This is a genomic window from Nitrospirota bacterium, assembly GCA_016212215.1.
Taxonomy (GTDB): domain Bacteria; phylum Nitrospirota; class 9FT-COMBO-42-15; order HDB-SIOI813; family HDB-SIOI813; genus JACRGV01.
The window spans coordinates 12754-33064 of sequence record JACRGV010000006.1 but is presented as its reverse complement, the minus strand read 5'-3'; the positions used below and the strand labels follow the sequence as shown (position 1 = coordinate 33064).

Genomic DNA, 20311 nt, shown 5'->3' with positions numbered 1-20311 from the left:
GAGGCAAGAAGTAAGAGGCAAGATGCAAGAAAAAATGAAAATGAGTGGGACAAGAATGTCCCACCTATCCTTGATATATATCTGGATAGGCGGGGTTTTCGTACCCCGCAGGAGAGGATTTTCAGGTGATGAGCAATAAGAACAAAAGAGACTGGCTTGATAAACTGGACAAGAGTGTTAATCTTCGCGGCCTGGTAAACTGGCTTACTCTTGCAACTGGATTTCTATATGGCGAACTTGACGACAGGCTTGATTTCAGATCAGCTCTAAAAAAGGTTTTGAAGAAGCCGGTGCCTCCGCACATAAATTTCTGGTTTTGCTTCGGCGGTTTTACATTCCTTCTTTTTCTTACAAACATTGTTACAGGTATCCTGCTATTAATGTATTACCGTCCTACAGTTGACCATGCCTACGATAGTGTTGTCCATATAACCAATAACGTTCCATTCGGCTGGTTAGTGAGGGGCTTCCATCACTGGGCGGCTAATGTAATGGTAATCACAGTTATGATACACATGTTAAGAATTTATTTTCATGCAGCATATAAACCGCCGAGGGATATGAACTGGGTTATAGGTATATGTCTGTTCATGCTGGTGCTTTCATTTGGATTTACCGGCTACCTTCTTCCATGGAATCAGGTATCCTTCTGGGCAACGACAATAGGCGCTGAAATTCCAAGTACTGCTCCGGTTATTGGTCCATACATAACCTTTCTGCTTAAAGGTGGAAACATTGTAGGTCAGCTTGCACTTACACGTTTTTTTGCATTCCATGTTGTAATCCTTCCATGGATTACCATCGGCCTTTTAGCACTTCACTTTCTTATGGTAAGGAGGCTCGGTATATCCGGTCCATTGTAATATTCTTTCCTGATTAATACCTATATGATTCAAGTCATACAAGTATTTGAAAGCATATATATAATATACTAATGTGCTATGATTCAATGAATAGAAATGAGCAGCAGTTATAGAACAAATAACCATTAAATTATGTTTAGTTAAAAAGGAGGTAGTTAAATTATGGTAGCAACAGAGGCTTTAAAAAAAGATCACAGGGTTATTGAGAAGATGATTGATATTTTGGAAAAGGTTTCACATAAGATTGATAATGGTGAGGATGTATCAGCAGATGTTATGAAAAATTCTGCGGATTTTATAAGGAATTTTGCTGATAATTATCATCATGGTAAGGAAGAGGATCTGCTGTTTAAAAAGATGGAGGAGAAGGGTTTTCCAATAGAAGGAGGCCCAATAGGTGTTATGCTGGTTGAACATGATGAGGGCAGAGGATATGCACGGGCAATGGCAGAGGCTGCTGAGCAGTATGCTGCCGGAGATGCCGGTGCTAAAAAGATTTTTGCTGATAATGCAAGGAATTACGGAAGCCTCTTATTGCCGCATATGCAGAAAGAGGACGGTATACTTTATATGATGGCAAATAACTTAATTCCAGAGAATGCTCAGCAGGAGCTTTTAAATATATTTAATTTAGTTGAAAAAGAGAAATTAGGTGAAAACGGCCGTCAACGATATGTAGATCTTGTGGATGAGCTTGAAAAGACAGTGTAAGTTATAAAGAAAGGGTTCAAGGGGTCAAGTATACAGCAAATACCCTCGAACCCTTGTTTGTTAGCGGACTAAGTAAGAAATAAGCCGAATTTTGTTCCCCTTTCAGGTTACCCTGTCGGGGTGATGATCATTCCTCTGAGATCCCGGTCTCCCGGAACCTTAAGCGACCTAACCCGAAAACTTGGCCGGGCAGACCTTCATCAGGATATCTCTATCCTGAAACGTTTCCCTATTTGGTCTTGCTCCTGGTGGGGTTTACCGTGCCTCCCTTGTTGCCAACGGAGCGGTGAGCTCTTACCTCGCCGTTTCACCCTTACCTGGAAAACAGTGAGAGATGTTAGAGTAAGATGTTAGTGTTTACCACTATTACCTTTTCACTTTCATCTATTAACTGTCTTTCCTGGCGGTTTATTTTCTGTGGCACTTTCCTTAGGGTCACCCCCACTGGGCGTTACCCAGCACCATGCCCTTTGGAGTTCGGACTTTCCTCCCCGTCGTTTTTATCTAAATATAAACAACAAGGCGACCATCTGTCTTACTTAGTCCGCATTCTACTCGAAAATCTTGTAAAATCAAAATTTAAATCTCAAAAATCAAAAATCCATATCAAAACTAAAAAATACACTTACGCCCATGTCCTTATGTTTCTAATTTTGAATTTTTATCTGTCATTTTAACTTTTACATTTTAATTTTTGATTTTCTTTACTTAGGCAGGTTTCCAATAAAGTATCCTCGAACAACTTAAACAGGTAATGATCTTGTCATTTTTCCTGATCTGAGAAAAGATTTGTGGAGGAATACGTATGTGACAACCCATGCAGTGTTCATCCTGAACTGATACTATAGCCTGCCCTCTCTTAGTAGCTATTAATCTTGAATATTCTGCAAGGAGTTTGGAATCAATCTGAGATGTTATAGAACCTTTGTCAGCCTCTATTTCTTTAAGTTTCTCAGTTAAAAGGCTATATTCCTCTTCAACCTTTTTCTTGTGCTCTGAGAATTTTTTTTCTTCTTCCTTTACAACCTTTTCCTCTCTGGTTTTGACCTCTTTCAATGTATCTATTTTCTCAAGGAGTATTAATATCTTTTCTTCAATATCAGACTTTTCTTTTTCAACGGTATTGATTTCTTTTAAAAGGGCCTGATACTCAGTATTTTTCTTGATTTCCGGTATTCTCTCCTTGAGTTTTTTTATTTTATCTTCTAAGGTTTTTAATTCCCCTTCTAATGTCCTTCGTTCTTTAGATGCATTATCAAATTCCTCTGAAGCTGCTGAATGTTCAGCCTGTGCTTTATCAAGATTTACTTTCAGAGAGGATAATAAATCAGGAAGTCCTTTTTGTTTCTCAGCAATCTCTAAAATCCTGCTGTCTTTTTCCTGAATCCGAATAAGTAGTTTCAATTGTTCATTAGAAATATATTCCATAATTTTGGATGCTTGGTGGGCCCACCAGGGTTTGAACCTGGGACCAACCGGTTATGAGCCGGTGGCTCTACCAAGCTGAGCTATGGGCCCTAAAAAATTACTAATCAGTAAAACTTTTGAGACGTTTGCTCCGGCTTGGATGCCTTAATTTTCTCAAAGCCTTTGCCTCTATCTGACGTATTCTTTCCCTTGTTACATCAAATGTCTGTCCCACCTCTTCAAGTGTATGATCCGTCAATTCTCCTATACCAAAACGCATCCTGAGTACCTTTTCCTCTCTTGGTGTAAGAGTCCTTAATACATTGTCAATCTGTCCGTGTAAGTTCGCCTTAATTGCTGCATCAATCGGGGATATTGCCTTCTTATCTTCAATGAAGTCCCCAAGATGACTGTCTTCTTCCTCTCCAACAGGGGTCTCAAGTGATATAGGTTCCTTGGCTATCTTCAGCACTTTCCTTACCTTTTCAACCGGTAACTTCATTTCAGCTGCTATCTCTTCCGGAGAAGGTTCACGCCCGATTTCCTGAACGAGCTGTCTCGATGTACGGATTAGTTTATTGATAGTTTCAATCATGTGAACAGGAATCCTTATTGTCCTTGCCTGGTCCGCAATCGCCCTTGTAATAGCCTGCCTTATCCACCATGTGGCATAAGTACTGAACTTGTATCCACGCCTGTATTCAAATTTATCAACAGCCTTCATAAGACCGATGTTGCCTTCCTGTATCAGGTCAAGGAACTGAAGTCCGCGGTTTGTATACTTTTTAGCAATACTTACAACTAATCTTAAATTGGCCTCGATAAGTTCACTTTTTGCAATCTTGGATCTTAATTCAGCCATTTCCAGAGATTTTACCATCTCTCTTAATTCATTTGATAGAATCCCGGTTTCCTCTTCTATATTATAGAGAGCTTCTGTTGCAGAACAGTAGCTTTGCTCTATCGCCAATATATCATCTTCACTCTTGCCGGAATCCTTTATAAGTTTTTTCATCCTGGCCCTATTCTCTTCAATCTTCTCAAAAAGTGACTGAAGGTCAATGGCCTTGCATTTTAGCTTTCTTGCACATATATTAATCTCATTTTCCTTACGCTGAATCTCTTTATTGTAAAATTTAAGTCTTTCAACAATTGAATCAACAAATTTTACATTCAGATTTATCTCAATCATTAACTCTATTATTTTCCCACGAAGCTCTGATACCTTTGCCCTAACCTTTTCTTTTTCAGATACTTTTAGCTCTCCACTTTTTAACTTTTTTCTATTAGTTTTGTACTCTCTTGATAATTTTTTAAGTTTTTCAATTGCCAGTAAGGTCTTTTGCTTCAGCTCCTCAGTGTCTTCCTCAATAATCTCTTCAAACTCTTCTTCGCCTTCTTCTTCAAATGTCCCCACAAAATCGTGAACTGCTGCCTTGTCTTCCCTTAAGTTATCCCCAAAGGATATAACCTCATTAATAGTGAGGGGCATACTGAATATTATAGATTCAATCTCCCTTTTCCCTTCTTCAATCCTCTTTGCAATCTCAATTTCACCTTCTCTGCTGAGAAGGGAAACGTCTCCCATCTCCTTTAAATAAAGGCGCACAGGGTCATCAGTCCTGGCAATGCCGAGACCGATCTCTCTCTCCTCCTTATCCTCTTCTTCCAGTTCTTCTTCAGCAAGGAGTTTGTGATACCCTTCCTCTTCAACCTGGTCAACGATATCAATATCCATTTCACCGAACATCATCATTATACTGTCCATCTCATCTGATGAGATTAAATCGTCAGGCAATGCATTATTAAGTTCATCATAAGTAAGATAACCCTTTTCTTTACCTACTGAAATAAGCTGCTGAACATCTGAAATTTTTTCGTCTTTTGACATTTTCTTATTAATCCCCCGGTTTTTAATAAAAGACTATAATAACCACCTATAGTCTCCTTTTACAAATATACAACTTTTTTACTTAGTTTTCATAAAGCAACTTTCTTTGTTGCAGAAGGCCCTGTTTTAATACAAGTAGACTTCTTACCTTGTCAAAAGCCCCCGCTAGTTCTGCTTTAGATATCTCTTGTTCAATTCCTTTTAATTCCCTGTTAAGGCTTTCCCTCCGGATAGCCCGCATACAATCCAGAAGGTTTTTTTCAGGTAAATCGAAATGCAGGTCACTCAATGCCAGCCTTGTAATTATATCCCGCATTTCCTGCGTATCCTGAGAGTCCTTACCAATAAACTCTGTATTTAAAAGGTCATTCAGGTCTTTATCTGAATTTATAATATATTCTACTGTTTTTTGAAATTTAGTATTAACCAGATATCTAACATCAAATTTTTCTCTTGCCTGTTTTCTAAGTTCCTTATATTTAATTACAAGGGCAAGCAGGGTCTCTTCAACAGATACGTTTTGTACATCATTATTTTTCGCTGTCTCCGGTTGTACTGACTTTTTCCCTTTACCTTTCCTTCTAAGTTCAGCATATAGCACATCTTTTTCTATCTTCAGATCATTTGAAACCCTGTTCAAATGATAATCCTGCTCAATCCTGTTGGGTATCTTCCTTATTAAGTTCAAACATTCCTCAGCATTTTTAAACTTTGCATCTATGTGTGTTTTAGGTATTGCAATATTCATACTTGTCTTTTTGTTAATTATCATATCTATAGCAAATTCAATAATGCCCTTTGATTTGCTGATAAGTTCATCAAAGGCAGTCTTTCCATATTTTCTAATAAAACTATCAGGGTCCTCTCCTTCCGGCAGGAGTAAGACCTTGGCCTCTACTTCACTACCAACAAAGTTATCCACTGTTCTTAATGCAGCTTTTATGCCTGCTGTATCAGAGTCAAAGGTTAATATGACCTCTTTGCAAAACCTTTGAAGTATTCTTATGTGGTTCGGGGTTAATGCAGTTCCAAGAGTAGCTACTACGTTTAATACTCCCGCCTGATGAGCAGTTACCACATCTATATACCCCTCAACAATTATTGCAAATCCTGACTCTTTTATCCCTTCTTTGGCAGTTTCAAGTCCATATAACAGATTACCTTTTGTAAAGACAGGGGTTTCAGGTGAATTAAGGTATTTGGGTGTCGAATTATCCATTACCCGGCCGCCGAACCCAACCACCCTTTTCTGTATATCAAAAATAGGAAACATTATCCTTTTTCTGAACCTGTCATAATATCCTGTCCCTTTATTTTGGGGAATGATTACACCTGATTTGAGCATCAGGTCCTCATGGAATCCCTTTTTTTTAAGCAAATTATAAATACTGTTCCATGAGTCCGGACTGTAACCAATATTAAATCTCTTTATTATTTCTATAGTAAGGCCACGTTTTAACAGATATGCCCTTGCAGGTTCTGCCTCGTTTGTTTTTATCAGATTTTCATGATAAGAGGCAGATACTATATTGTTTATATCGAATATAAAGTTTTCGCTTTTATTTTCCTTTACAGCCCTTTCAATTATGATCCCTGCATCATTGCCCAACCTTCTTACAACTTCAGTGAAGGTAGAATTCTCATGCCTCATGAGAAATGATATTACATTTCCCCCGGTACCACATCCAAAACAATGGAAAAGCTGTTTTGCCTGGCTTACGACAAATGAAGGAGTCTTTTCTGAGTGAAACGGGCAAAGTCCTATATGATTCTGGCCCTTTTTCTTGAGAGATATATACCTGGAAATTACCTCTACTATATCCTGACTTTCAATAACCTTTGTTACTATTTCTTCAGGTATATGCCCATCCAAGTGGAGCATCCCCCTACGATCATCTTGAAGAGGATTCCATTAGCTCTTTAACAATAGTGCTAACTTTTGTGCCATCAGCCCGTCCTTTAATCCGGGGAATTAGGATCTTCATAACCTTTCCCATATCCTTAGGAGATGAAGCGCCTGCTTCATTAATTACTGTCCTAACCTCATTCATTATTTCTTCATCACTTAGTTGTTGAGGGAGAAAGGTCTGAAGTATCTCTATCTCACTGGTCTCTTTCTGAACTAAATCTTCTCTGTTGCCTTTTTTAAACTGTTCTATTGCCTCTCTTCTCTGCTTAACAGCAGAACTTATTACACCAATTATCTCTTCATCTGTAAGAGGGGACATCTTTTCGATTTCTTTGTTCTTAATTGACGACTTCAACAGTCTTATAACACTTAACTTTATCTGATTTCCGGCCTTTAATGATTCTTTTAATTCTGTTGAAAGTCTGTCAAGTAGTGACATAAGCTTAAACCTTTTGCCTTTTTGTTGCTTTTTTTCTTGCGGCTAATGCCTTGCGTTTACGGCGGACGCTAGGTTTTTCATAGTGTTCTCTTTTTCGCATCTCGGATAAAATCCCAGCCTTTTCGCACTGTTTTTTAAACCTGCGAAGGGCGCTTTCAAAGGATTCATTATCCTTTACTTTTACACCCAGCATATAATCCCCCCCCTCACAATATATTTTTGTATTTTCATGTATATAAATTTTATTTAATAAATTTAATAAGTTCCAACTGTAAAATTGGATTTTCAACTATAGCAGATTCAAATTATGAATGTCAAGTATTAGTTGACATGGATTATTGTTGTATGTATCATCATATGTACTTTATGAAAGGATTTAAACTTGACTACAAAATATGAGCCAAAAGAGATAGAGATTAAGTGGCAAAGATACTGGGAAGATAATAATACCTTCAAGGTTACAGAAGATATTTCCAGAGCCAAATACTATTGTCTTGAGATGTTCCCTTACCCATCAGGCAGGATACACATGGGGCATGTTCGTAATTATGCGATAGGAGATGTAATTGCCCGTTACAAAAAAATGAAGGGGTATAACGTCTTACACCCAATGGGATGGGATGCATTTGGACTTCCGGCAGAGAATGCAGCGATTAACAAGGGTATTCATCCGTTTGCCTGGACTTATGACAATATTGCTTATATGAAGGAACAGCTCAAAAAGATGGGGCTGTCTTATGACTGGGACCGGGAGGTCACTACATGTGACCCTTCATATTATAAATGGAACCAGTGGTTTTTTCTGAAGATGAATGAGAAGGGGCTTGCATATAAAAGGAAATCGTTTGTCAACTGGTGTAATTCATGTGATACGGTACTTGCAAATGAACAGGTTATTGATGGGCAGTGTTGGAGGTGCAGTTCAACAGTCGAGCAAAAGGAACTTGAGCAGTGGTTTTTTAAGATAACTGCTTATGCAGAAGAACTTTTGGCAGGATGTGAAAAACTGACAGGCTGGCCTGAGAGAGTGCTTACAATGCAAAGGAACTGGATTGGTAAGAGTACAGGTGTGGAAGTGGATTTCCCTATTGCTGACAGCGAAAGGAATATCAGGATATTTACCACCAGACCTGATACCATATTCGGGGCCACCTTTATGAGTCTCGCACCCGAATATCCGCTTGTAGAATTACTGGTTAAAGGAACTGAGCAGGAACGCGCGGTCATGGAGTTTGTGCAAAGGGTCAGGCGGCAGGATAAGGTGATAAGGACTTCTGCTGATATTGAAAAAGAAGGGGTATTTACAGGACACTATGCAATTAATCCCCTTACTAATGAACAGATTCCTGTTTGGATAGCCAATTTTGTGCTAATGGATTATGGAACAGGCGCTGTTATGGCAGTGCCGACCCATGACCAGAGGGATTTTGAATGTGCTAAAAAATATAATCTTTCTATGAAAGTAGTGATTCAGCCCCCCTCGCAAGCCCCCCCTCCCCTTAATCCCATCCCGCAAGGGGAGGGGAGATTAGATGAGCGATTGAGATGTGAGATGTCTGAGCTTATTCTCTCTCCCTTGACGGTAGTGGGGCAGGGTGGGGATGGGGTATTTTCTACTGAACTCCATGAGGCATACACCGGCGAAGGTATTCTTGTTAACTCAGGACAGTTCAGCGGCATGAATTCAACTGAGGCAATAGACAAGATTGCAGAGTACATAGAACTCCATGGAATGGGAAAACGGACAGTAAATTATAAGATTCGTGACTGGGGGGTATCAAGGCAGAGATATTGGGGTACTCCGATTCCTATCATATATTGTGAGAGGTGTGGAACTGTTCCTGTTCCGGAAAAAGACCTTCCTGTCATACTTCCACGGGATGTTGCTTTTACGGGTAAGGGTGGGTCGCCATTACACCATGTCCAGTCCTTTGTGGAGGCTGAGTGTCCTTCCTGCGGCGTAATGGCAAAAAGGGAGACAGATACTATGGACACCTTTGTAGACTCGTCATGGTATTTTATGCGTTATACCTCACCTGCTTCAGAAAATGTCCCGTTTGAGAAAAAATCTGCCTCTTATTGGATGGGTGTAGACCAGTATATAGGCGGGATAGAACATGCAGTGCTTCACCTCCTTTATTCAAGGTTCTTTACCAAAGTGCTCAGGGACCTCGGGCTTACAGATGTTGATGAACCGTTCCAAAACCTGTTGACGCAGGGGATGGTAATAAAAGACGGGGCTAAGATGTCCAAATCAAAAGGGAATGTAGTTGACCCTGACCATCTCATAAATAATTATGGGGCTGATACAGCAAGGCTCTTTGCACTCTTTGCAGCACCGCCGGAGAAAGATCTGGATTGGAGTGACCGCGGGGTTGAGGGTGCCTTCAGGTTCTTATCAAGGGTATACAGAAAGGTGGATGAGTTAACTCCATACTTAAACCCGGGACAGAATCATGAGGCAAAGGATATTGAATCTTATAAGATCAAGCTACTGAACATGGTTGAGAAGGGTAATGACATACCGCAGGATTTAAAAACCCTGAGGAAGTTTACACATCAAACAATAAAGAAGGTAACTGATGATATAGAGGTCTTTCATTTTAATACTGCCATCAGCTTTATAATGGAGCTTATCAACAACATATACCTTATTCCGGTTGAAGAAGGCTGCTTTAATGACAAGGCTTTTTTATATGTAATGAAAGAGGCGATGGATAGTGTCATACTGATGTTGTATCCTTTTGCACCCCATATCTCTGAGGAGATGTGGCAGATGCTTGGGTATGTAGAATCTGTTGCCAAAAGTCCCTGGCCCATATATTGTACTGAGATTGCACAGGAAGAAGAGAGGCTGATAGTAATACAGATAAACGGCAAGGTAAGGAGTAAGGTGACTGTTCCTGCAGGTACTAATGAGGAAGCTATAAAAAACATGGCGCTGCAGGATGGCAGGATTAAAGAACTTTTAGGTGATATTGTTCCCAAAAAGGTATTTGTGGTTAAAGATAAGCTCGTAAATATTGTAATGTAATGAAGTCTGTCTACCCAATTATTATTATCATTTCCCTTGTACTTTCTTCCTGTGGATACCGGTTTGCTGAAAAAAGTGCTCATATACCTCCTTCAGTAACATCAATCTCTATACCGGTGTTTGAAAACAAGACTATGGAGCCTGTAATTGAGGAGGAGATTACACCTGCTGTTATTAGAGAGTTTATTAAGGACCGGCGGCTTCAGGTTGTAGATAAATCTCAGTCTGATTTAGTTCTAAATGGCATCGTAACATCATATAAAGAATCTCCGCTTTCTTTTGACAGTAATCAGAATGTACTTGAGAACAGGATAACAATCTCAGTACATTTAAGATTGCTTCAGCCATCTTCCGGCAATATCCTTATGGAAAAGGATGTTACTAAAACAGCAGAGTACAGGGTTAATAGTGACGTCATGATAACGCGTGCCGGAAGGTTTTCTGCTATAAAGGAACTTGCACGGATACTTGGTGAAGAGATTACAGACAGGGTGCTTGGGGGATGGTAGGGAAAAGATGATATTAAATTTTACAGAATTCTCAGACTGCTTCGGGGCGAGTAAAGCCTATCCTGTATATATGTTTTCAGGTGAAGAGAGGTTCTTTATTGATGAAGGGGTGAAGGTTGTAAAAGATAAATTTCTTGATGCAGGCCTGAGGGATTTCAATTATGATGCCTATTCTGCCGCAGAGGTTGATGCATCAAAGGTCATTAATACAGCAGAGACGCTTCCTGTTATGGCAGAGAAGAGGGTTATTGTAGTAAAAGAGGCCGATGAATGGGGGGCAAAGGATAAGGAGATAATAGTCGGGTATTTGAAAAATCCATCAACCTCCACATGCATGATACTCACTGCATCAAAATTAGATAAAAGGGAGAAGTTTTACAATTCATTTGATAAAAGTGGGGTTGTAATATTATGTCAGCCGCTCTACAAAGATGGTCTTAAGAAATGGATATTTCAACAAATCAAAAAGGCCGGCAAGAGTATTGATAAGGAAGCTGTGGATATACTGATTGAGGTTGCAGGAAATGAGATGCTGTCTTTGAATAATGACCTTGAAAAGCTTATCCTTTATTGTAATGAGCGTAAGAATATATCTGTTAAAGACGTGACAGCGGTTTCAGGCAGTATGAGGAGTTTTACAGTGTTTGAGGTTGTGAACGCCATAATTGACAGGAGGCTAAAAGATGCTGTGTTTTCCCTGCACCGTGCAATTGATGATGGTGAACCGCCTGTAAGGATATTTTATTTTATACTCCGTGAGTTCAGGATGATGTTAAAGGCGAAGACTCTTATCAGCACCGGTAAATCGCTTGAAGAGGCTGCTAAGTCAGCGGGCGTACCCCCATTTAAAGTTAAGGAGTTTTCTCAAAAGGTTAATAAAATTTCAAGAGATGACCTGTTTAAACTATTTGATAAACTCATTGATATAGACAGCAGGCTCAAGGGAAGCGCTCTAAAGCCTGCAATGATACTGGAAGAGTTATTGTTGTTTATATATTGTATGAAAAATTAATCATCCTTAGACAAGCTCAGGATGACAATTATAGTATCACTAGCGGGAAACTCACAAATGGGGATAAAAATGAGTGGGACAAGAATGTCCCACCTATCCTTAGAAATATGAGAAATATGTCTGGGAAATATGTCTGGATAGGCGGGGTTTTCTTACCCCGCCGGAGGTACCTTATTGAGCAGCAGCCTTATTAATCCTGGCATTCAACCTTGATACGATCCTGCTTGCCCTGTTTTTATGGATAATCCCTTTATCTGCTATCTTATCAATATACGACGTAGCCTCTTTCAGATTCACACCGGCATCCTGAGTATTTTTACCCTCAATAGCGGTTTGAACTTTCTTTATCAATGTCTTCATAGTTGACATTGCGGCCTTGTTCCTTAACTTTCTCTTCTCTGATTGTCTTGCCCTCTTTATTGCCGATTTGTGTGTTGCCAATTTACTTCTCCTTTTTTATATCAATTATGGACATATCTTTTAACATGAAATATAGTAGTCTGTCAAATTTATCTTTTGAATGGATTCATGCCGTGCTTGAACTGCTTTATACTTTAGTCATTTCACAACATGCGGGGGCGGATCGGCTGTTTATCATGTTAGTGTCTGAATCGCAATAAAAAAAACTTTGATTAACCCCTTGACAAATAAAAAATCTTTCTTTAATGTGATACCTTACCAAGTCGGGGGGGGTATTAAAAATTATGCTGCTCACTTATTTCCCTGTCTTAATTATTATAGGATTTGTGGGTTTTATTGCATTTATGGTATTTGCAATAAACTCGCTAATAAGTTCAAAAAGGGCAAACTCTGAAAAGCATACTCCATGGGAGTGCGGCATGGAGCCTTTTGGTAATGCTGATACAGGGCATTTCAGGGTGCACTTTTTTATTGTTGCAATTCTTTTCCTTGTCTTTGACGTAGAAACTCTCTTCTTATTTCCATGGGCTGTTGTTTTGAGAAGCACCGGCCTCTTTGCCTTTGTAGAAATGTTTATATTCGTTGCCATACTTGTAATCGGGCTTGTTTATGCATGGAAGAAGGGGGCTCTTGAATGGACGTAAGAGACGGGAATGTAATCTTTACTACAATTGATAATATTGTGAACTGGGGCAGGCAGTCCTCACTCTGGCCTATGACATTCGGTCTTGCCTGTTGTGCAATAGAGATGATAGCCGCAGGATGTTCAAGGTATGACACAGACCGCTTTGGATTAGTCTTCAGGCCTTCGCCGCGTCAATCGGATGTTATGATAGTTGCAGGCACAATGACCAAGAAGATGGCGCCTGCAGTGAAAAGATTGTATGCACAGATGCCGGAACCAAGATGGGTAATTGCAATGGGCGGATGTGCATCTGCAGGGGGGCCGTTCAATACTTACAGTGTGGTACAGGGTACAGACCTTGTGGTTCCTGTGGATGTTTATATACCAGGATGTCCGCCGAGACCTGAGGCACTGATGTATGGTTTCCTGCAGTTACAGGAGAAGATAAAACGGGAGAACCCTTCAGTATTGATGAGGTTTAAGAGCTGAACTGCCATGAGCCGGGGGGCTCACAAAGGGCCATGAAAATCAGCGGGACAAGAATGTCCCGCCTATCCTCAATTTTTTTGCTGGATAGGCGGGGTTTTCCAACCCCGCCGGAGAGGATTTTCGAGTAAATATTATGGATGAGAAAGACTTGGAAAAAGAAATATCTTCGCAAAAATATTCAACCCTTGTTACAAAATTAAAGGGAAGGTTCGGCAGGTCTATACTTGAGACATCTGTCTTCAGGGGTGAAGTGACTCATGTAGTAGAGAAGGATGTTATTGCAGATGTGTGCAGCTTTGTGAAACGTGAAAATGATATGCAGTTTAACTTTTTATCGGATGTGCTCGGTGTTGACAGCCGTGCAACGCTCTCATGTTTTGAGGTAGTTTATCATTTGTACTCTATTCCTTTTAAGATGCGGATCAGATTAAAAGTAAGGGTTAAGGAGAATGAGACAGTGCCCACAGTTACATCAGTATGGAGGAGCGCTGATTTTGCAGAGCGGGAGACCTTTGATATGTTCGGCATTGTCTTTGACGGACACCCGAATATGAAGCGTATTTATCTGCCGCAGGATTGGGAAGGGTATCCGCTTAGAAAGGATTATCCGCTTGTAGGATATAAAGATGAATATAATCCGTTTGGAGTGGAGAAGAAGTAAGAAGCAAGAAATTAGAAGTAAGAATTTAGATGCAAGAAGCAAGAAGTAAGAAAATGCAGGAAACTTAAACATGGCTGAAATTATTCCAATAGAGAATGGCGATACGGATTTGATGACGAGGGAGGTTACCCTTAATATGGGGCCTCAGCATCCGTCTACACACGGGGTTATGCATCTCATACTGCATCTGCAGGGTGAGAAGGTTGTAAAGGCAGAGCCTGATATTGGTTTTCTGCATCGAGGCATGGAAAAGATAGCAGAAAATCTTTTGTATCCACAGTTTGTTCCATACACAGACAGGCTTGATTATCTCAGCAGTATGACAAACAACCTTGGTTATGTCATGGCAGTGGAGAAACTGATCGGGATTGAAATTCCTGAGAGGGGAAAGTATGTCAGGGTAATTGCATCAGAGTTGTCGCGTATCTCCAGTCATCTGCTCGCTGTCGGTGCATGGGGGCTTGATCTGGGGGCAATAACCCTGGTCCTTTATGCCTTCAGAGAACGAGAGATGATTATGGACCTGTTTGAGATGCTCTGCGGTGCGCGGCTGACATACAATTATATGAAGATTGGCGGCGTACGGGGCGACCTTCCTCCCGGGTTTAAGGAAAGGTGCAGGGAGTTTGTGCGTCTCTTTCCAAAACGTGTAGATGAATACGAAGGACTTCTTACAGGAAACAGGATCTGGTTACAGAGGAATAAAGGTATCGGGATTGTGTCGGCAGAAGATGCTATTAATCTGGGACTTACCGGGCCTTCCCTAAGAGGTTCCGGAGTTTCATGGGATATAAGAAAAGATGAGCCGTATCTTGTATATGACAGATTTGATTTTAAGGTTCCTGTCGGTGAGAACGGGGACTGCTTTGACCGCTATATGTGCAGGGTTGAAGAGATGAGGCAGGCGGCAAGGATTGTTGAACAGGCGCTTGATCAGTTGCCTGAGGGGCCGGTAAATGCCGATGTCCCTGAGTTTGTTGCACCTTCAAGGAAGGATATTACAACAAACATGGAGGCACTCATACATCATTTTAAATTGATTGCACATGGGTTCAAGCCCCCTGTCGGTGAGGTTTATACATCTATTGAAGCACCCAAGGGTGAGATTGGTTATTATATAAAGAGCGATGGGACTGAGAAACCCTTCAGGGTAAAAATCAGGGCACCGTCTTTTGTTAATCTTCAGAGTGTTGACCCGTTGTCACGAGGCTTGTACTTTGCAGATGTGGTTGCAGTTATATCGAGTTTGGACCCTGTTTTTGGGGAAGTGGATAAGTAAAGAATAGGTAATGGGTTATAGGCTGAAGACTGAAGACTGAAGGTAAAGGCAAGAGGTTAGAAGTAAGAAGTTAGATGGAAACAGAGGAAAAAAGTAAGAAGGATAAAATATGCTTTCAGAAAATTCGGTTAAAGAGATAAGTGAACTGACTTCAAAGTATGCGACGAAACGGTCTGCTATAATGCCTGCCCTTTCTGTTGTTCAGAGGGAGCATGGTTATGTTACAGAAGAAGGGATGAGGGATGTTGCGAGGATACTCGGAGTAAGGCCCGTCCTTGTGTTTGAGGTTGCCACCTTTTATACGATGTACAATAAAAAACCTGTCGGTAAATACCATATTCAGGTTTGTACGAACATAGCCTGTTCATTACTTGGTGCTGAACATCTGATGGATTTCCTTTCAAGGAGACTTGGGATAAAAACTAAGGAGACTACTTCTGACAAGAAGTTTACTCTCTCAGCAGTTGAATGTCTTGGTTCATGCGGGACTGCCCCGATGATGCAGATTAATGATAATTATTACGAGAACCTTACAGAGAGTAAGGTAGAGGAGATATTAAACGGCTTACGCTGATATCTGATTTATTTTATGTTTGAACCTGTACTACTGAAAAATATTAATACACCTGAATCATATAAGATAGACACTTATATTAAAAACGGTGGCTATGAGGCGCTTAAAAAGGCCCTTGAAATGAATCCTGATTCTATAATTCAGACAGTAAAGGATTCCGGTTTAAGGGGCAGGGGCGGCGCAGGGTTTCCTACCGGTCTAAAGTGGAGTTTTATTACCAAAGACCCCACTATTGCCAAGTATCTGTGCTGTAATGCTGATGAGGGAGAACCTGGGACTTTTAAAGACCGGGCTATTATAGAGTATGACCCACATGAGCTTATAGAAGGTATGGCAATAGCATGTTATGCCATCGGCGCTGCAAATTCCTACATATATATTCGTGGTGAGTTTGCACTCGGTGCACAGAGGCTTGAAGATGCCATTTCAGAGGCAAATGCAAAGGGGTACCTCGGTAAAAATATACTCGGCAGTAAATTCAGCCTTAATATGTATGTTCACAGGGGGGCAGGCGCATATATATGCGGAGAGGAAACCGCACTCCTTGAATCCATAGAAGGACGCCGTGCCTTGCCAAGAATTAAGCCCCCTTTTCCTGCCCAGGTTGGGTTATTTGGAAAGCCTACTGTAATCAATAACGTAGAGACCTTAGCATGTGTCCCTCACATAATAAATAACGGGGCCGCATGGTTTGCTGCAATCGGACCTGCAAAGAGTCCAGGACCTAAGATTTACGGTATCAGCGGGAATGTCAACAAACCCGGACTTTATGAACTGCCGATGGGTACGCCTCTCAGAGAGATTATTTATGACCACGCCGGCGGTATGAGAGCGGGAAAGACATTAAAGGCTGTTATACCCGGAGGTGTGTCAGCGCCTATGCTTATTGAGCCTGACCTTGATATACCAATGGACTTTGAATCACTGGCAGCAAAGGGTTCAATGCTTGGAAGCGGTGCGATTGTTGTTATAGATGACTCTTACTGTATTGTAAAGGCAGCCCTCAGGACTCATGAGTTTTTTCATCATGAATCCTGCGGCAAATGTACACCATGCAGGGAAGGGCTTGACTGGTTAGTTAAGGTATTGAGAAGGGTAGAGGGCGGTGAGGGAGAGCAAGGGGATATTGACCTGATACTCAAGCTATGCGTTGATATTTTTGGACGGACATTCTGTCCCCTCGGAGATGGCGCTGTAATGGCCCTGAGGGGTGCTATAAATCACTTTAGAAACGAGTTTGAATACCATGTGACTCATAAGAGGTGCATGGTAGGCGGCAGGTAGCATAGGCAAACAGAAGTTAGAAGCAAGAAGTAAGAAGCAAGAAAGAAACTATGGCAACAATAAAAATAAACGGAAAAGAAATTACAGTGGATGATGGGACTCTTATCCTTGAGGCGGCGAAGGCTGCGGGGTATGAGATACCTACGATGTGTTACCATGCAAGGCTCAGTAAGCTGGCATCATGCAGGGTTTGCCTTGTGGAGATAGTAGGGCAGAAGAAGCTCCAGCCATCCTGTGTGACTCCGGTAATGCATAATATGGAGGTACTAACCGAGTCGCCTGTTGTTAAATCTGCAAGGTCGGCGATGATTGAACTGCTTCTTGCGAATCACCCTCTTGATTGCCCTGTATGTGATAAAGGTGCAGAGTGTGAACTTCAGGATGTTACATACAAGTTCGGGCCGAGGCACAGCCCATTCAGTGAAAATAAGAGGAGATTCCACGAAGAGGATTATATATTAAGCCCTGTTATTGTACAGAATTCAAACAGGTGTATTCAGTGCAAGAGATGCGTAAGAATTTGTGCTGAGGTTGTAGGCGCCGGTGTTCTCGGCTCTATAGACCGCGGGGCTAAGACTGCTGAGACAAGTTTTGTCCGTGAATATTTGGACTGCGACCACTGCGGAAATTGTATTGAGGTGTGCCCTGTCGGCTCACTGATGAGCAGGTCTTTCAGATACAAGTCGAGACCATGGGATTTAAAAGGGGTGGATACTGTTTGTACTTACTGCGGTACAGGTTGTCAGATGACAGTGCAGTCAAGGAACGGCGAGGTGTTGAGGGTTATTTCAAAGCCTGACCAGGGAATAAATAATGAAACATTGTGTGCCCGCGGGCGGTATGGTTTCTCCTTCATCAGCAGCCATGAAAGGCTTGTAACCCCTATGGTAAAAAGGGGTAACGTACTTGAGCCTGTCACATGGAATGAGGCTATAAAGGCGGTGAGGGACGGCCTGACAGAGGCATCAAATAACAATGGGATTCTTGGAGGTATAGCATCAGCACGGCTTTCCAATGAAGAACTGTATCTCTTCCAGAAATTTATGAGATATGTGTTAAAGACAAACAATGTTGATTCAGGCAGTAGGTGGAATTCCGGCACTGTAAAGGCTTACGCAGAAATTATGGGTCTGGATAACGGAGGATTCTCCATATACGATGCACTTAATACGGATTCCTTATTTGTTATAGGTTCTCATATTTCTGATGAGGTACCTGTTACTGATTATATTATCAGACGCATATCAAGCAACCGGAGGATGAATATTATCATTGCATCTCCACGGGGGATGAAGCTTGACAGCTCTGCTTCTCTTTCCATAAGACTGCGCCCGGGCACTGAAGAGACCCTACTTGCAGGGATTTCCCGGATTATTTATGACAGGAATGTTGATAAGGTCAAAGAAGTTTATGGTGCAGAGGATGTAAAAGGTATTACAAAAGAAGCAGTATCCAATATAACCGGGGTTGACTGGGCAAGTATTGAATCTGCATCAAGTACGCTTTTGACATCCAATTCTATTACTATTGCTGTAGGAAATGATGTATGGAGAACACCTTCACAGCTTCAATACTTAAATGTATTAATAAATGTATTGAAGGTTGTTGGAAAGAGTGTTAAACTCTTCCCACTTTTCGATAGGGCAAATCAGAGGGGCGCACTGGATATGGGGGTGCATCCCGACATTCTGCCCGGTTATAAATTCTTTGAGAGCAACGGCATGGGTTCTGAAGATATGATTGATGCTGCTTATAAAGAAGAGATAACAGCCATGTATATTGCAGGGGAAGATGTGCTCTCTAATTTTCCTGATGGAAAAATGGTAAGAGAGTCTCTTCGCAAACTTAAATTCCTTGTAGTGCAGGATATATTCATGACAGAGACGGCAAGAATGGCTAATGTTGTCCTCCCTGGTGCAAGTTTTGCTGAGAAGGAAGGCACATTTACAAATCAGGAGGGAAGGGTACAGAGATTAAATAGACTGATTGAACCGCAGGGTGATGCAAGGGAAGACTGGCAAATTATTTCATCCCTCGCTGAAGCTATGGACTCATCTTTTTACTATAAATCATTAAATGATGTATTCGATGAAATAAAATCTGTTGTACCGATGTATGGGGAAATTTCTTTCGGCAGTCTGAATGGAAATGGGGAATTAACAAAAACAGCAGTAAGCAGTAAACAGTTAGCAGTTAGCAGTAAAAGGACTCCTTCTGCTGACAGCTTACTGCTTACTGCTCACTCAACTGATCCGGAGTATCCGTTCACACTCATTACCGGTAACAATCTGTATCATTCAGGAAGGCTGTCGCAGAGGTCTGAGGTATTAAGGGATATTCTGTCTGAGGCAATAGTAGAAATGAACAGGGAGGATGCGCTGGAGCTTGGCCTCAGCAAAGGGGATAAGGTGAAGGTCAGGAGCAGTCGTTATGAGGCAGCATTAACTGTACGCACTAATGAGAACTCCATAAGGGGAGTGGTATTCATACCGGAGAACTTTAATGATGTGCGCGTGAATATGTTTTTCACAAAGGGAGAGGGTTTCCCAAGGGTTAAGGTAGTTAAGGCTAGTTAGGAAGTCGGGAAGATAATGAAGTCCTGTACCACAGGAGGGTAAAATGATTGACCCAAAGTTGCTTCGTGACATAAGTTTTTTATCAGAGCTGAATGACCAGGATAAAGAGACTTTAGCCAATGTATTAAGAGAACAGGATTTTCCACTCGGCACCACCATATTCAAAGAAGGGGAAGACGGGGCTTCCCTTTATATAATAAAGAGGGGAGAGGTAAAGGCGTGCAAATCCACCCCACAGGGTGACCTGCTTACCCTGACCCTTCATAAAGATGGCGAAATATTCGGTACCATGTCTTTCCTTGACGGCAGGCCCCGTTCAGCAACAATCGTAGCAATCGCAGACACAAAGGCTTATGTACTTGATAAGGGTGATTTTGAATCACTCATAGATAATCATCCTCGGCTTATTTATAAGTTACTAAAAAATATCGTATTCAGCATCCATTCAATTGTTAGGGGAATGAATGCAAGATACTCTGAAATGATTGACTATATGTGGGGGAGAAGAAGGTAAGTATAAGCAGTGAGCAGAAGTTAGAAGATAGAAGTAAGAAGAAAAACAGTGAACAGTGAATAGTGAATAGTAAAGACATAAATCAAGAAGAAGATATTCCCTCCCCTTCAAGGG

General features: G+C 41.1%; 19 protein-coding genes, 1 tRNA gene and 1 other RNA gene. 13 read left to right on the top strand and 8 right to left on the bottom strand.

Annotated features, from left to right (window positions below; translation table 11 throughout):
- Nucleotides 1-128: 128 nt before the first annotated feature.
- On the top strand, nt 129-863 hold the full coding sequence (locus HZA08_00805; protein MBI5191963.1) for a cytochrome b N-terminal domain-containing protein: 735 nt from the start codon (nt 129-131) through the stop codon (nt 861-863).
- A 162-nt stretch (nt 864-1025) separates the two neighbouring features.
- Nucleotides 1026-1574 carry a hemerythrin domain-containing protein gene (locus HZA08_00800; GenBank protein MBI5191962.1) on the top strand — a complete coding sequence of 183 codons (549 nt, stop codon included), beginning with the start codon at nt 1026-1028 and terminating at the stop codon, nt 1572-1574.
- A 65-nt stretch (nt 1575-1639) separates the two neighbouring features.
- Here the strand turns inward: HZA08_00800 and rnpB are convergent.
- The 7 genes from rnpB to HZA08_00765 all read right to left on the bottom strand — a co-directional run bounded on the left by rnpB (nt 1640) and on the right by HZA08_00765 (nt 7413).
- Nucleotides 1640-2116, bottom strand: an RNA gene (gene rnpB / locus HZA08_00795) — RNase P RNA component class A.
- Nucleotides 2117-2282: 166 nt separating this feature from the next.
- A complete protein-coding gene (locus HZA08_00790) occupies nt 2283-2978 on the bottom strand; it encodes a hypothetical protein (GenBank protein ID MBI5191961.1) in 696 nt (231 codons plus the stop codon).
- 37 nt (nt 2979-3015) lie between these two features.
- Nucleotides 3016-3092 (bottom strand) — tRNA-Ile (locus HZA08_00785).
- Nucleotides 3093-3102: 10 nt separating this feature from the next.
- Nucleotides 3103-4872 carry an RNA polymerase sigma factor RpoD gene (gene rpoD, locus HZA08_00780; protein MBI5191960.1) on the bottom strand — a complete coding sequence of 590 codons (1770 nt, stop codon included), beginning with the start codon at nt 4870-4872 and terminating at the stop codon, nt 3103-3105.
- Nucleotides 4873-4954: 82 nt separating this feature from the next.
- Complete coding sequence (locus HZA08_00775; protein MBI5191959.1) at nt 4955-6745, bottom strand: DNA primase; 1791 nt, start codon at nt 6743-6745, stop codon at nt 4955-4957.
- 19 nt (nt 6746-6764) lie between these two features.
- Nucleotides 6765-7220 (bottom strand): GatB/YqeY domain-containing protein, encoded by a 456-nt coding sequence (locus tag HZA08_00770; protein MBI5191958.1) that lies wholly within the window; start codon nt 7218-7220, stop codon nt 6765-6767.
- Between the two features lie 4 nt (nt 7221-7224).
- On the bottom strand, nt 7225-7413 hold the full coding sequence (locus HZA08_00765) for a 30S ribosomal protein S21 (protein ID MBI5191957.1): 189 nt from the start codon (nt 7411-7413) through the stop codon (nt 7225-7227).
- Nucleotides 7414-7602: 189 nt separating this feature from the next.
- Between HZA08_00765 and HZA08_00760 the strand changes: the two genes are divergently transcribed.
- The 3 genes from HZA08_00760 to holA are packed head-to-tail and all read left to right on the top strand — an operon-like array spanning nt 7603 to nt 11775.
- Entirely contained in the window at nt 7603-10254 is a 2652-nt protein-coding gene (locus tag HZA08_00760) for a leucine--tRNA ligase (GenBank protein MBI5191956.1), read from the top strand.
- On the top strand, nt 10254-10763 hold the full coding sequence (locus HZA08_00755) for an LptE family protein (GenBank protein ID MBI5191955.1): 510 nt from the start codon (nt 10254-10256) through the stop codon (nt 10761-10763). The genes HZA08_00760 and HZA08_00755 overlap by 1 nt, the downstream gene beginning before the upstream one ends.
- Before the next feature lie 7 nt (nt 10764-10770).
- On the top strand, nt 10771-11775 hold the full coding sequence (gene holA, locus HZA08_00750; GenBank protein ID MBI5191954.1) for a DNA polymerase III subunit delta: 1005 nt from the start codon (nt 10771-10773) through the stop codon (nt 11773-11775).
- Nucleotides 11776-11946: 171 nt separating this feature from the next.
- On the opposite strand, the gene rpsT is transcribed toward holA, so the two are convergent.
- A complete protein-coding gene (rpsT, locus tag HZA08_00745; protein MBI5191953.1) occupies nt 11947-12216 on the bottom strand; it encodes a 30S ribosomal protein S20 in 270 nt (89 codons plus the stop codon).
- 263 nt (nt 12217-12479) lie between these two features.
- Between rpsT and HZA08_00740 the strand changes: the two genes are divergently transcribed.
- The 8 genes from HZA08_00740 (at nt 12480) to HZA08_00705 (ending at nt 20197) form a co-directional block, all read left to right on the top strand.
- A complete protein-coding gene (locus HZA08_00740; GenBank protein MBI5191952.1) occupies nt 12480-12839 on the top strand; it encodes an NADH-quinone oxidoreductase subunit A in 360 nt (119 codons plus the stop codon).
- Nucleotides 12830-13309: an NADH-quinone oxidoreductase subunit NuoB gene (gene nuoB / locus HZA08_00735; GenBank protein MBI5191951.1), complete on the top strand. Its 480-nt coding sequence runs from the start codon at nt 12830-12832 to the stop codon at nt 13307-13309. Before HZA08_00740 ends, nuoB begins: the two co-directional genes overlap by 10 nt.
- Nucleotides 13310-13442: 133 nt before the next feature.
- On the top strand, nt 13443-13970 hold the full coding sequence (locus HZA08_00730; protein ID MBI5191950.1) for an NADH-quinone oxidoreductase subunit C: 528 nt from the start codon (nt 13443-13445) through the stop codon (nt 13968-13970).
- Between the two features lie 70 nt (nt 13971-14040).
- Nucleotides 14041-15249: an NADH dehydrogenase (quinone) subunit D gene (gene nuoD, locus HZA08_00725; GenBank protein MBI5191949.1), complete on the top strand. Its 1209-nt coding sequence runs from the start codon at nt 14041-14043 to the stop codon at nt 15247-15249.
- Between the two features lie 109 nt (nt 15250-15358).
- Nucleotides 15359-15823 (top strand): NADH-quinone oxidoreductase subunit NuoE, encoded by a 465-nt coding sequence (nuoE, locus tag HZA08_00720; GenBank protein ID MBI5191948.1) that lies wholly within the window; start codon nt 15359-15361, stop codon nt 15821-15823.
- A gap of 15 nt (nt 15824-15838) precedes the next feature.
- Entirely contained in the window at nt 15839-17107 is a 1269-nt protein-coding gene (gene nuoF / locus HZA08_00715) for an NADH-quinone oxidoreductase subunit NuoF (GenBank protein MBI5191947.1), read from the top strand.
- Between the two features lie 50 nt (nt 17108-17157).
- The gene (nuoG, locus tag HZA08_00710; protein MBI5191946.1) at nt 17158-19683 is read left to right on the top strand and encodes an NADH-quinone oxidoreductase subunit NuoG; all 2526 of its coding nucleotides are present in this window, start codon (nt 17158-17160) and stop codon (nt 19681-19683) included.
- A gap of 43 nt (nt 19684-19726) precedes the next feature.
- Entirely contained in the window at nt 19727-20197 is a 471-nt protein-coding gene (locus HZA08_00705) for a cyclic nucleotide-binding domain-containing protein (protein MBI5191945.1), read from the top strand.
- Nucleotides 20198-20311 lie beyond the last annotated feature (114 nt).